Annotated in this window: 10 protein-coding genes; 7 read left to right on the top strand and 3 right to left on the bottom strand. The window is 33.9% G+C overall.

Going from position 1 to position 13,506, the window contains the following annotated elements:
• Positions 1-25 precede the first annotated feature (25 nt).
• The 3 genes from AABL81_RS11085 to AABL81_RS11075 all read left to right on the top strand — a co-directional run bounded on the left by AABL81_RS11085 (position 26) and on the right by AABL81_RS11075 (position 3,793).
• Positions 26-2,305 carry a hypothetical protein gene (locus tag AABL81_RS11085; RefSeq protein WP_341341043.1) on the top strand — a complete coding sequence of 760 codons (2,280 nt, stop codon included), beginning with the start codon at positions 26-28 and terminating at the stop codon, positions 2,303-2,305.
• A gap of 24 nt (positions 2,306-2,329) precedes the next feature.
• Positions 2,330-3,079, top strand: coding sequence for an SDR family NAD(P)-dependent oxidoreductase (locus AABL81_RS11080; RefSeq protein WP_341341042.1), 750 nt, complete (start codon positions 2,330-2,332; stop codon positions 3,077-3,079).
• 63 nt (positions 3,080-3,142) lie between these two features.
• Positions 3,143-3,793, top strand: coding sequence for a WG repeat-containing protein (locus AABL81_RS11075; RefSeq protein ID WP_341341041.1), 651 nt, complete (start codon positions 3,143-3,145; stop codon positions 3,791-3,793).
• Between the two features lie 202 nt (positions 3,794-3,995).
• Here the strand turns inward: AABL81_RS11075 and AABL81_RS11070 are convergent, their stop codons facing one another.
• A complete protein-coding gene (locus AABL81_RS11070; protein ID WP_341341040.1) occupies positions 3,996-5,876 on the bottom strand; it encodes a TonB-dependent receptor plug domain-containing protein in 1,881 nt (626 codons plus the stop codon).
• Between the two features lie 218 nt (positions 5,877-6,094).
• Here AABL81_RS11070 and AABL81_RS11065 point away from each other — a divergent pair, with 218 nt between their 5' ends.
• Positions 6,095-7,645: a L,D-transpeptidase family protein gene (locus tag AABL81_RS11065; protein WP_341341039.1), complete on the top strand. Its 1,551-nt coding sequence runs from the start codon at positions 6,095-6,097 to the stop codon at positions 7,643-7,645.
• Between the two features lie 100 nt (positions 7,646-7,745).
• On the opposite strand, the gene AABL81_RS11060 is transcribed toward AABL81_RS11065, so the two are convergent.
• Positions 7,746-8,480, bottom strand: coding sequence for a murein L,D-transpeptidase catalytic domain family protein (locus AABL81_RS11060; RefSeq protein ID WP_341341038.1), 735 nt, complete (start codon positions 8,478-8,480; stop codon positions 7,746-7,748).
• Positions 8,481-8,671: 191 nt separating this feature from the next.
• Here AABL81_RS11060 and gpmI point away from each other — a divergent pair, with 191 nt between their 5' ends.
• Positions 8,672-10,189 (top strand): 2,3-bisphosphoglycerate-independent phosphoglycerate mutase, encoded by a 1,518-nt coding sequence (gene gpmI, locus AABL81_RS11055; protein WP_341341037.1) that lies wholly within the window; start codon positions 8,672-8,674, stop codon positions 10,187-10,189.
• 60 nt (positions 10,190-10,249) lie between these two features.
• On the opposite strand, the gene AABL81_RS11050 is transcribed toward gpmI, so the two are convergent.
• Positions 10,250-11,521, bottom strand: coding sequence for an acetyl-CoA hydrolase/transferase family protein (locus tag AABL81_RS11050; RefSeq protein ID WP_158210025.1), 1,272 nt, complete (start codon positions 11,519-11,521; stop codon positions 10,250-10,252).
• A gap of 160 nt (positions 11,522-11,681) precedes the next feature.
• On the opposite strand from AABL81_RS11050, the gene map reads away from it, so the two are divergent.
• Entirely contained in the window at positions 11,682-12,500 is an 819-nt protein-coding gene (gene map / locus AABL81_RS11045; RefSeq protein ID WP_090405782.1) for a type I methionyl aminopeptidase, read from the top strand.
• Between the two features lie 14 nt (positions 12,501-12,514).
• A complete protein-coding gene (locus tag AABL81_RS11040) occupies positions 12,515-13,279 on the top strand; it encodes a class I SAM-dependent methyltransferase (protein ID WP_158210024.1) in 765 nt (254 codons plus the stop codon).
• Positions 13,280-13,506: the final 227 nt, after the last annotated feature.

The raw sequence follows: 13,506 nt of genomic DNA, 5'->3' as shown, positions 1-13,506 counted from the left end.
TATTACGTTTTAATATAGAAAATATATGAAATTAACTTTCGGTAAAAGAATATTCCTTTACGGAGGAATATTCTTCTTAATTGTTTACTTCTTCGGGCAGACCTTTTTAAACAAATTTGTCAATACGAAACTACCCGAAATTATAGCAGACAAAAACGATACTCCTTATAACTTTTCCTACAAAGACGTAGATTATTCTTTAGCGCTACGCAAGCTTACTGTGTCTGGCATTGAATTAACTCCTAAAGAATCTCTGAAACAAGAAAACAAAACTTATCTCTCGGGTACGGTTAAAAAAATCATAGTTCAAGGGGTTGGTTTTAAAGAGTTGTTTAGAAATCATAACCTGATTGCTAATAAAATTAGATTAGTTGAACCTGACTTTACAGTAATGCAGAGTGACAGCGTTTCTCCTCCTGCCAAAAAGTTTGACCTTACCAATAGCATTGATATCAGCAAAATATTTGTTGAAAATGCACACGTAAAAATCAAAGCAATTAAAGACAATCACCTCATCAATGAAGTGTTTAACTTTAATGCTGATATATTAGGGGTGCACTTTGGAATGGAAACTAAAAACAAGCCTATTCCTTTTACATACGAAAAATATACAATGTCTTGTGATTCTGTTTACAATAGATTGAATGATTTACACAGATTAAAAATTGGTAGTATTCAGATAGACCCTGATAAGTTTATCGCTAACAAAATTACTATTCGCCCAATTCGACAACAAATTGACTCGCTTGAAAAAGACAACTTATTATTGCTAAACATTCCTAAACTTGAATTATTAGGAACAGACTGGGGATATAGAGACAACCGTGATTTCTATGTTGAAATAAGTACGATACAAACAGACTCTACTTCGTTTAAAGTTTTACAGAAAAAACAGAAAACGCAAAAAGAGATAAAAAAAACGGCTCAAAAAGTACTCCCTCCTCTTGTTCCGTTTGACTTAAAGATTGGGGATATTAAGATTACTAATTTTCACTTCAACTCTCTTGATGTATGGAATACAAACAGGGCTAATCTGTGGATTCATAATATCGAAAACAAAGTATATGACACACTCCGTATTGATAAAATCAAGTTAGAGAATGCACTTGTTACGCATACACCAAAAGAGAAGTTCAATGCGCCAAAGGCTAAATTAAAACAAATTGACGACCGTATTTTTATCGACTCTCTTGTTCTTAAAAATGCTAATTACGTTTTAAAAGAAGAGAAATACGAGAAAAACACTTTAGAACTTAGCAATATTAATGCTACTATTCAAGACATTAATATCAATGAACAAACAACCTTAGAAAAGGTTCCGTTTACTTATAAAAACACTCTTCTACAGGTAGATAAAATCTATTATAATACACAGAAGTTTTACGACATACACGCTGATAATCTTAACATAACCGACAACAAGTTGGTAATGAAAAACTTTGCAATGAAACCTAAATACTCTCGTAAAAAAACGGTGAGTATGTTCAGATATGCAGATGATATTTTTAATTTATCTGCCAGTGAAATAGCCTTAAACGATTACAAATGGGGATTTGATAAAAATGGAGTATTTGATTTTTACACTAAAAACATCCACATTGAAAGTATTGATGCTAATATTTTTAGAGATAAAGCGCCTGAATTTAATATGAGTATTAAACCGATGTTTAGTAAAAAACTAAGGGACCTAAAATTCGGAATGCAAGTAGATCAAGTTACCATTCGCCGTTCTAAATTAGTATATGAGGAAACAGATGAAAAAGCCATAGCTCCTGGTAAGATTTTATTTACCAATTTTAGTGCTACAATAAACAATGTTTACAGTGGATTCAACAGAACGAAAGTTCCACGTACTACAATTGCTGTAGATGCGCGATTTATGAATGCAGCACCAATTCGCGTTGATTGGTCTTTCAATATATTAAATAGACGTGATCAGTTTAATATTCAAGGGGTAATTACTAACTTTCCGGCAACGGCAATGCACCAGTTTTTACAGCCTTACGCCAAAGCTTCTACAGAAGGGACATTGGATATTGTAAAATTCAATTTCAACGGAAACAATACCTCTGCAACAGGAACTTTTGGAATGGAATACAAAGATTTAAAAGTTACCCTTTATCGAAAAGATGGTAAAGCGAAGAGACGTGTTGTTTCAGCTTTGGGTAATCTTTTTATTCGCAACAATACAAAAGGAGATGTGAAAACAGTAAACATTAAAAAAGTAGATCGTATTCAAGAGAAATCTTTTTTCAACTACTTATGGCTTTGTGTAATGCAAGGGTTAAAACAAACAATATTATAAATCAACAAAACATACTATAAACAAATGAAAACAGCCTTAATAACAGGAGCTACATCTGGAATCGGAAAAGCAACTGCTGAAACTTTAGCTCCTAATCACCGCTTAATTTTATGTGGTCGTAGAGCAGACAAACTAAATGAAGTAGCCCAAGAACTTTCTAAAGTAACTGAGGTAACCACACTTACTTTTGATGTTAGCCACAAAGAAGAAACGTTTGCAGCAATTAACTCACTACCGCAACAATGGCAACAAATTGATGTATTAGTAAACAATGCTGGAAATGCACACGGTTTAGCAAGCTTTCAAGAGGCTACAATTGACGATTTAGAAGCGATGATAGATATCAATGTTAAAGGGGTAATCTACGTTACAAAAGCAGTCCTACCCTTTATGATACCAAACCAATCTGGGCATATAGTAAACCTATCTTCTATTGCAGGAAAAGAGACTTACCAAAATGGAACAGTCTACTGTGCTTCAAAAGCCGCAGTCGAAGCTTTATCTAAAGGAATGCGTTTAGATTTATTAACAAGTGGTATCAAAGTAACCAATGTTGCACCAGGAGCAGTTGAAACAGAATTCTCTGTTGTTCGCTTTAAAGGAGACAAAGAAAAAGCAGATCAGGTTTACAAAGGATACACACCACTTGAAGCACAAGATATAGCTAATGCAATTGCTTATGCTGTAAACCAACCTGAGCACGTGCAAATCGCTGATATGACGGTATTTCCAAAGGCACAAGCTGGTCCTTCTGCCTTCAATAAAAAAGTATAATTTTTTTCTTTTTAGTCTCACTTTAAAGAATACATTTGTGGCACTATTAGCGCACTTTGTCCTATGAAAAAAACAATAGCAATTAGCCTATTTTTGGCACTATATTGCACCAATAGTTGGGCTGTTAAAAAGTCTTCTATTAACTATGAATATCTTGTTGAAAATACTTTCAAAACAGATACTATCTTTATTGACTTAAAGAATGATCCAGACTTTAAGTTTAAAAAAGGACTGCGTTGGTACCAAGATCCTGAATTGGAATTATTCGGTATCAAAAATGCCCAAGATGAAATCTATATCGAACCGTTATTTTATCAAATCGAATCTTTTATAGATGGTGTTTCTATTGTAACCACAGACGACTTTCAAGGGGCTATAAACGACAAAGGAGAGGTTATTATTCCTTTTTCTTATGAAGAACTACAAACAAGTAGTGAATTTAAAATAGCCTATGTAGACATAGATAAATGGGGATTCTTCAATACAAAAGGCGAAAAAGTAATTAATGCCGAATACGACTTTGTAGGAAGTTTCTCAGACGGATTAGCGCTTGCTTCAAAAAACAACCTATTTGGTTATATCAATCACCAAGGCAAAACAGTTATCCCTTTTCAATACGATTATGCAAGTAATTTTGAAGATGGTGAAGCAAGGGTTGAAATAAAGTTCCGCTCTTTTGTTATCAATAAAAAAGGAATAAAAATAGCAGACTAAAATAAATATTGCGCGTCAATACTATTTAACCTACTGCAACAATAAAAACAAAGGTCATAAAAGCTAAAAACTTTTATGACCTTTTTTATTGCCCTTTAAAGCAAACCTCATCTTCCTTCTAAATAGTGTATAACAAAAAAAGCAACCTTACACACTGTAAGATTGCTTTTCATAGCTAACTATAATCAATAATTCCGAAGAACTATAGTCCATTAAATTTAACACCTAACGTAAACCATCTACCAGGCATTGGTACTACCCCTGCCTCGTTATATGTGGTATTGAAGATATTTTGAGCATCTACATAGAAATTAAACTTATCTACAGTATAACTCATTCTAATATCATTCACCCAATAACTCTTATAACTTAATCGGTCGTTAAAACGATTTACAAACGCTGTACTAAAGTTTTTATACTTATAATTAATTGTACCAACTACTTGATGTTTTAAAGCCTCTGAAGAATATTTAGAAATCTTATTCTCTGCTCTATTCTCAAGTTTTGGCGATAAATAAGTATACGCTAAACCAAGATTCCATTGAGATACATCATTTCCAAACGCATATTTGAATGTTGTATTAACCCCTGTTGTTTTATTCTTAGCAGCATTTACAGGTTCAAAAGGTTGTGAAACATCTGAGCGTACCCAGTGAATAAACTCATCTATATCACGGTAAAACACAAATGCTTCAGCAGAGAATCCGTCTTTAATATATTTTGCTCCCCCTTCTACTTGGTAAGCTTTTTCTGGATCTAAATTAGGGTTCCCAACATTCCCAGGTCTTTGATTCAAATATAAATCAGTAAACGATGGTAAACGTTGACTTGTTCCTGCACTAAATACAGCCTTCCAATTAGAATTAAATGCATAACTCATATCAATCCCTGGAAACACTTGCCAACCGTATTGTGTATTATAATTCACATAAGCTCCAAGATTAATATCTAAGCTATTGAAAAACTCACGTTGAAACTCTGCAAAGAATCCATAATTACTCTTGCTGTGATCTCCAATATTAGTAGAATTAATCTCCTCATATCTCATTTCAGCACCTACATTAAACTTTCCAAAGTCAACTTCATACTGTCCTTTTACATCTGCTGTAATAGCGTGTGTGTAGTGTCTACTACGTGCTACATCAAGCTTATGTCTAAAATATTGATAATCGTCAAAGTTATAGCGGTAAGCAACACTTGGCGACAATAAGAACTTATCACTTAAGCGATGTTTAGAACTAAAATTAGCAAATGTTGTACTAACAATCTCTTTTGAGTTTTTATCCCCAGGAGCAGCATAGAAACCATTTGCACCAAATGAACTTCTTGCATATCCCCCTAACACCATAATAGAGTTGTTTTCATTTGGAACAATATTCCCTTGATAGAAAACCTTATTATTGTGAAATGCCGTATTATATCTATAACCATTACCCGAATCGTGCGTTCCAAAAAGCATATGATTGTGTTTTTTCTTAATCACAGTTCCCCCTACTTGCACTCCACGTCCGTTAAACATATCTCCGTGGTCGTCTTCTTTATCCTTCTTAAAACTTGTACCCCCATAAACGTGTGCAAACACACCATCTTTAGAAGGGTTTTTAGTAACGATATTAACTACCCCAGTCAAACTATTTACTCCATATAAACGAGCAGATGGTCCGCGTAGAATCTCTACTCTTTCAATCGCTTCTAAAGGAACTGGAATATTCAACGCATTGTGGCCTGTTTGAGGATCAGTTAACTTCTGTCCGTTTAACAACAATAAGTTTTGTTCAAAACTACCTCCATCAATACTCAAATCTGCTTGTGTTCCAAAAGGACCACGTTGGCGTAAATCCACACCAGCTGCATAACTAAGTAATTCATTCACAGAAGAAACAGGTAATTGTTTTATCTGTTCTTTGCTTAGAATAGTGATGTTTCTATTTTTCAACGAACTTGCAAGTTGTAAACGTTGATTATAGATAACAATCTCTTCAATATTATTAGTAATTTCTTGTTCACTTGTTGTTTTCTCTTGTGCATAAACACCAGAAATAGCAGAAAGCATCAGTGATAAAATAACACTTCTCTTAACCATTTTAATATAATTTTCAGCAAAATTATCCTTATATCACACGACAAAGGTAGTCCGGTTTAAAAATAGAAGGTAGTCCGGGAAATACCCATCTCAAATTGGCCATTTTTAGCAAAAAAAAATCAAAATATAGCACATCACTGAAAAAACAAGTAAATTTGCCGGATATATCCTTTGCTATGAGAGAAATATTATTAAGTTTTTTAGCAACATTTTTATTAATGTCTTGCAAAAAATTTGATGCGATGGCCACACGAGTGGTGTACAGTGATTCTATACACGCTAACCCACTTGACGATGACACATCCATCAACATTGATTCCCTAAAACTGGCGAATCTTCCTAAAGACCTACAACAATTTTACCACGACAATGAGTACAAAATTGGATGGTTTGAAAAAGAAAACAGAGAGCAATTATTGAAAGCTTTAAACGAATCTTACTTAGATGGTATTAAAGTAAAAACGAAAGAAATCGACAAACTTACTACGCTAAATAATAGCTACGTTGATTTATCTGATAGTTTAAAAATTGAAGCCGACTTTCTTTATTCTAAAGCATATAATAGTGCGATAAACAATTTGTTCAACGGTGTATTAAATCCTCGCAGATTATACAACGATTGGGATATTGACAAAAAAGAAATCAATATTCCCACTACAATGCTGATTGCATTAGAGAACCAAGAAGTTTACACAAGCTTTGACAGCATTAGATCTCCTTCAAGTATGTACAAAAACTTAAGAGGAAAACTTGTTCGTTTTTACGACTTAAAGAAAGACACTATTCAAATTACTGCTACACCTGCTCCAAAAGTAAATGACACAGTAATCGGTTTAAGCAAGTTAAAAAAACACTTAGCTTTTCTTAATTACTATGCAGACAGTTTAGACATCAATGATATCAATACGAAAGAAGTTATTGCTGGTTTAAAAAAGTTTCAAAAGAACAACAAGCTAATTGAAACGGGTACTGTTAACAAGAAAACAATAGATGTTATTGCCAACGAAGAAGAAGCAGTTAAAAAATTATTAGTTACCAACCTTGAACGTTGGAGATGGTTTCCAAGAGATTTAGGAGAAAACTATATTCTGATAAATATAACTGACTTTAGTCTTGTAGCTGTAACACACGGTGACACCATCAAAAAACACAAAGTAATTGTTGGTACAACTGCCAGAAAAACGCCTATTCTTTCTTCTGTATTGAAAACAGTGGTACTTAACCCAACGTGGACAGTGCCTCCTACAATTTTAAAGAATGATTTAGTGCCTAAAGCAGTAAGTAACTTAGGTTATTTCAGCAGTAGAAATTTCACTATTTACGACAAAAAAACAGGGAAAGCTGTTGATCCTTCCAATTGGGATTCGTCAAGAGCAAGCTCATATAGATATGTTCAAAAAGGTGGTCCAGGTAATACTTTAGGTAGAGTTAAATTTATGTTTGACAACAACCACGCAGTATATCTTCACGACACTCCAAACAAAGCAAACTTTAACAGAGCTTCTCGTAACTTGAGTTCGGGATGTGTACGCGTTCAAGATCCGTTTGATTTAGCTCAGTTTATTTTTGATGTACAAGAAAATGAAATAACTAAAGATGAAATAACATCTATTCTTGACTCAGAAAAAACGAAAAATATATCTACTAATAAAGCCGGAATTACTATTCACCAATTATATTGGACAATTCAAGTAGATAATCACGGACAAATAAAGAGGTTTAATGACGTTTATGGTTTTGATAATGACTTATACCAAAAACTAAATTAATTACTAATTAACGTCACTCCTTTCAGAAATGACAACAATAAAGAAGCCCATTGCTCTATGAGAACAATGGGCTTCTTTATTGTTTATAAACAACTCTTAATTAAACAAGTTTAGAGCGATTTGTATAATCGTTACTTGGATAATAGATGAATAAACAAGACTTATCTTTGATTAACTCAATCAATTCTTTATTTACCTCTTGTGGTACTGCAGGACAACCGTAACTACGACCTAAACGCCCTTGTGCATCAATAAGCTTGCGAGAAGCATAATCTGCACCGTGAATAACAATTGCGCGCTTACGTGCATTATCATTAATTCCAGATTCTAAACCATCTAAACGAAGTGAAAAACCATTTCTACCACTATATGTTTCTCCTGTCGTATAAAAACCAAGGCTACTCATATGTGAATTTTCTCTATTTGAAAATGTAGTAGCAAACTCATCACCAGTCTTTTTACCATGTGCAACATACGATTGTAACACAACAGCATTTTCTTTTAAATCAATAACCCATAAACGAGGAATAGAAGACGAAAGACTAAAATCTACAATTGTCAACTTCTCATTCTGTATTTTTCCTGATTCTGCTAACTTATAATATCCTTTCAACGCTTTTGTAAAAACGTTTTGAGAAGGAGCATCAAATCCTTTTAAATCTAAGTTTGAAAATAAAGAACTTGCCTTCGTTTCAAAACTCGATTCTTTCGTTTCTTCAATCTTATATGTTAAATTATCACTTTTACTTTTTGCGGCATTCAAAGTACTACTTCCTACAAAATTCCCACATAGCATAATTGCAATCAAACTGCAATAAAACGTCTTATTTTTCATTTAACCTGTTCATTAATAGTATTTCACATTCATTTTTAAGAATTGTAAAAATAGAAAAAATAATTATCTATCCATACATTCTTTTAAACAATTATCGTGCAATTCGTCATTTTTTAAAAGTTAATTTTTAAGATTTCGCAGAAGTATGCGTAAATTTGTCTGACACAACTCAAATATTAAATATTTTTATCATGAATAAAAAAGTTATTTTAATGATTTTAGATGGTTGGGGACAAACGCAAGACCCTAAAGTTTCTGCCATCGAACACGCACAGACTCCTTTTATAGACAGCTTATATACACAATATCCTAATACTTATGTTTTAACTGACGGACTCAACGTTGGACTTCCTGCAGGTCAAATGGGAAATTCTGAAGTTGGACATATGAACTTAGGTGCTGGTAGAATTGTTTACCAAGACTTAGTGAAAATTAATATGGCTGTGGAAAGTGGTACTATTGCTAATGAACCTGCTTTAAAAAACGCTTTTGAATACGCGAAACAAAACAACAAGAAAGTTCACTTCTTAGGATTACTTTCTGACGGTGGTGTTCACTCGCACGAAAAGCATTTATATGGTTTAGTAGATGCTGCTAACAATGCGGGAGTAAAAGACATTTTTGTACACGCATTTACTGACGGACGTGATGTTGACCCTAAATCTGGTATCAAACACGTGCAACAATTAGAAAACCATTTACAAACTTCTAATGCTAAATTAGCTTCTGTCGTTGGACGTTATTACGCTATGGACAGAGATAAAAGATGGGAACGCGTTGCTAAAGCATACCACTTATTAGTAAACGGAACTGGTGTTCATTCTACGAATGCTGTAAAAAGTTTAGAGGAAAGCTACGCTAATAATATTACGGATGAGTTCATTGAACCAATCATTATGGTAGATGGAAACGATAAACCATTGGCTACAATTCAAGCTGATGATGTGATTATCTTCTTCAACTTCCGTACAGATAGAGGTCGCGAATTAACTCACGTTCTTTCACAAGAAGACAATGCTGAATACAATATGAAGAAACTACCATTGTACTTTGTTACCTTGACAAATTATGATGATACGTTTAACAATATCCACGTTGTTTACGACAAAGATAATATCACAAATACTTTAGGAGAGGTTCTTGAAAAACACGGTAAAAAACAAATCCGTATTGCAGAGACAGAAAAATACCCACACGTTACTTTCTTCTTCTCAGGAGGCCGTGAAGTACCTTTTGAAGGAGAAACAAGATTACTTTGCCCTTCTCCAAAAGTAGCAACTTATGACCTTAAACCAGAAATGAGTGCTTATGATTTAAAAGACGCTCTTGTTCCTGAATTGAAAAAAGGTGAGGTTGATTTTGTGTGTTTAAACTTTGCTAATGGTGATATGGTAGGACATACAGGTGTGATGTCTGCTGCTATCAAAGCGTGTGAGGCTGTAGACGAATGTGTAAAAGAAGTGGTTACAACTGCTTTAGAAAACAATTACACTACTATTATCTTAGCTGACCACGGAAACTGTGAAACAATGATTAACCCTGATGGTACGCCAAACACAGCGCATACTACTAATCCGGTGCCAATCATTATTGTTGATAAAGACATTAAAGAAGTTAATCACGGTGTACTTGGTGACTTAGCGCCAACTATCTTAAAGTTGATGGGAGTACCTCAACCAGAAGAAATGACAAGACATTCATTAATTTAATGAATTACTTATAAACAAAAATAGCCACAATACTGTGGCTATTTTTATTTTATAAACTTTCTATTTGCTCAACGTTCGGTTGTAATACTCACGTACAATTTCTTCTCTAAAATTTGGATGTGCAATATTAGCTAATGCCTCCACACGTTGGTCAATTGACTTCCCTTGTAAATCAGCAACTCCAAATTCAGTTACTATATATTGTGCGTGTGCTCGTGAAGTAACTACTCCTGCTCCTTCTTTTAGGAATGGAACAATTTTATTCGCTCCTTTTTTAGTTGTAGCTGACATCGCAATAATAGCTTTTCCTCCCGGACTCATAGCTGCACCACGCATAAAGTCAACCTGACCTCCTACTCCTGAATACAAACTATGTCCGATTGAATCAGCACAAATTTGTCCTGTTAAGTCAATCTCAACCGCAGAATTAATAGCTACAACATTTGGGTTTTGTCTAATAATAAAAGGGTCGTTCGTATAAGAACATTCCTTCATTATAAAGAAAGGATTGTTATCCATATATTTATAAATACGCTCTGTACCAACAAAGAAAGTAGACACTGCTCTACCTTTATTAGCTACCGTTTGCGTACAGTCTAAAGCACCTGCTTCAATCAAATCAATAACTCCATCTGCAAACATCTCTGTATGTAAACCTAAGTGTTTGTGATTTTTCAATTTCTGTAATACTGCCTCAGGAATATTACCTATCCCCATTTGCAACGTACTACCGTCTTCAATTAACTCAGCAATATACTTTCCAATCTTATCCTCTTCTTCACTAATATTCACAGAATACTCTGTCAATATTGGGGTATTATGTTCTACTAAAACATCAATATTAGAAATGTGAATCGTACTATCACCAAATGTTCTTGGCATAAAACTATTCACTTGAGCAATAACAATTTTCGCATTTTCAATAGCAGCAGGTGTAGCTTCTACTGAGGCCCCAAGCGAACAAAAACCGTGTTCATCTGGTGCTGAAACTTGAATTAAAACAATATCTAATGGTACTAATCCCTTTCTAAATAAACCAGGTAGTTCACTTAAAAAAACAGGAGTATATGTTCCATTTCCTGCTTTAATTGTATGGCGAACATTTCCACCAATAAAAAAAGAATTAACTCTAAAACTATCTTTTAAACTTGGATCAGCATAAGGTGCATTTCCTAAAGTGTGAATATGACAAAACTCTACATTTCGAAGTTCTGACGCTCGTGCTACAATAGCATCGATCAAATGGTTAGGAGTACAAGCTACTGAGTGTACATAAATTCTATCTCCTGATTTGACAAGCTTAGCAGCCTCAAGAGCCGACGAATATTTCATAATAAATTACTGTGTATTAAAAATCAAATTTTTACAATTAAAAACATCTAATAGGCTAAGTTAAAGTATTTCTATTTGATTGTCCAAGAAAAAACAAATTCTATTAATTTTTTTCATTCGTTCCAATAGCGTAATTTTGTACCACTTAAAAATTTAAAGTATGATCATTCCAAAAACTCCAGAAGAAATTGAGTTGATGAGACAAAGTGCCCTTCTTGTTTCCAAAACATTGGGTATGCTTACAACAGAACTAAAGCCAGGAGTAACGACTTTAGAATTAGATAAAAAAGCAGAAGAATATATTAGAGATCACGGTGCTGTACCAGGATTTAAAGGTCTTTACGGATGTCCTTCTTCTATTTTAACAAGTGTAAACGAACAAATCGTTCACGGTTTACCAACAAACAGACCTTTAGAAGATGGTGATATCGTTTCTATTGACTGTGGTACTGTAATGAATGGTTTCTACGGTGACCACGCTTATACTTTTGAAGTAGGTGAAGTTGCTGCTGAGACTAAAAAGTTATTACAAATTACAAAAGAATCGCTATATGTAGGTATTCGTGAATTCCGCATTGGAAATCGCGTAGAAGATGTTGGTAGTGCTATTCAACGTTTTTGTGAAGCTGAAGGATATACTGTTGTTCGCGAATTAGTAGGACACGGTGTTGGACGCAAAATGCACGAAGACCCTGAAATGCCTAACTACGGTAAACCAGGAAGAGGTAAGAAATTTGTAGAAGGAATGGTGGTAGCTATTGAGCCTATGATCAACTTAGGTACAAGAAACATCAAACAATTAAATGATGGATGGACTATCGTTACTCGTGACGGAAAACCATCTGCTCACTTTGAACACGATGTAGCTCTTGTTAATGGTAAACCAGAATTACTTTCTACTTTCAAATACATCTACCAAGCTTTAGGTATCGAAAGTAATGAAGAAGATGAATTTAGAGCTAATCCTTTAGTTTTATAATTCGTTTTTCCTTTATGAAAAAACTTTTCAAAACAATATTGAACACTGTGCCTCGACCGATTTTAATTCGGTTGAGCTACCTTGTTCGCCCTATTATTGCCTTTTCTTTAAAGGGTGATACGTATACGGACCCTATTGATGGAAAGAGTTTTAAAAGTTTTTTACCTTATGGGTACGCTAAACAGCGAAACAATGTTTTATCGCCAAGTACCTTGTCTTTAGAAAGACATCGCCTGCTTTGGCTTTATTTAAAAAATGAAACAGACTTCTTTAGCACCCCTAAAAAAGTACTGCACTTTGCTCCTGAACAAGCTTTCTACAAAAGGTTCAGAAAACAAGCTAATTTAGAATATACTACAACTGATTTAGAATCGCCTTTAGCTGATGTAAAGGCTGATATATGCAACTTGCCTTTTGAAGACAATAGCTTTGATATAATTTTGTGTAATCACGTATTGGAACATATCCCTGACGACACAAAAGCAATGCAAGAGCTATACCGCATTCTAAAGCCAGGTGGAATGGGGATTTTCCAAATTCCACAGGATTTAAATCGCCAAGAGACATTCCAAGACGACTCTATCACCGACCCTAAAGAACGTACATTAATCTTTGGACAATATGACCACGTTCGTATTTATGGTAGAGATTACTTTGACAAATTGCGTAAAATCGGATTTAATGTCAAAGAGGTTGATTACACCAAAACACTATCTAAACAAGAAATTGAAAAATATTGTTTAGCAGATGGAGAAATAATTCCCGTTTGCTTTAAATAACCTTTTATTTATAATTGAATAAAGTCTGTTACTAATCAAAATAACAAACATTTTACTTCAGACATCAAAAGACTTATTCAACTGTATTTTGACTTTCTTCTTCAGGTGTAAAACCACAATTTAATACTTATCAATATTCATTTATCAGCCATATTCTTCTAAGGATATAACACTTGACCCGTCCTGAAATAACTGTACAGTTTTAAAACAGTTAAAAATGGAAAATA

This window comes from Myroides sp. C1519, from assembly GCF_038039755.1.
Lineage (GTDB): Bacteria > Bacteroidota > Bacteroidia > Flavobacteriales > Flavobacteriaceae > Flavobacterium > Flavobacterium phaeum_A.
This window is presented reverse-complemented; position numbering and strand designations above follow the sequence as displayed.

What these genes read in the sequence shown, in the direction of transcription:
- AABL81_RS11085 (WP_341341043.1), top strand. Translation starts at nt 26, where the DNA reads ATGAAATTAACTTTCGGTAAAAGAATATTCCTTTACGGAGGAATATTC.
- AABL81_RS11080 (WP_341341042.1), top strand. Translation starts at nt 2,330, where the DNA reads ATGAAAACAGCCTTAATAACAGGAGCTACATCTGGAATCGGAAAAGCA.
- AABL81_RS11075 (WP_341341041.1), top strand. Translation starts at nt 3,143, where the DNA reads ATGAAAAAAACAATAGCAATTAGCCTATTTTTGGCACTATATTGCACC.
- AABL81_RS11070 (WP_341341040.1), bottom strand. Translation starts at nt 5,876, where the DNA reads ATGGTTAAGAGAAGTGTTATTTTATCACTGATGCTTTCTGCTATTTCT.
- AABL81_RS11065 (WP_341341039.1), top strand. Translation starts at nt 6,095, where the DNA reads ATGTCTTGCAAAAAATTTGATGCGATGGCCACACGAGTGGTGTACAGT.
- AABL81_RS11060 (WP_341341038.1), bottom strand. Translation starts at nt 8,480, where the DNA reads ATGAAAAATAAGACGTTTTATTGCAGTTTGATTGCAATTATGCTATGT.
- gpmI (WP_341341037.1), top strand. Translation starts at nt 8,672, where the DNA reads ATGAATAAAAAAGTTATTTTAATGATTTTAGATGGTTGGGGACAAACG.
- AABL81_RS11050 (WP_158210025.1), bottom strand. Translation starts at nt 11,521, where the DNA reads ATGAAATATTCGTCGGCTCTTGAGGCTGCTAAGCTTGTCAAATCAGGA.
- map (WP_090405782.1), top strand. Translation starts at nt 11,682, where the DNA reads ATGATCATTCCAAAAACTCCAGAAGAAATTGAGTTGATGAGACAAAGT.
- AABL81_RS11040 (WP_158210024.1), top strand. Translation starts at nt 12,515, where the DNA reads ATGAAAAAACTTTTCAAAACAATATTGAACACTGTGCCTCGACCGATT.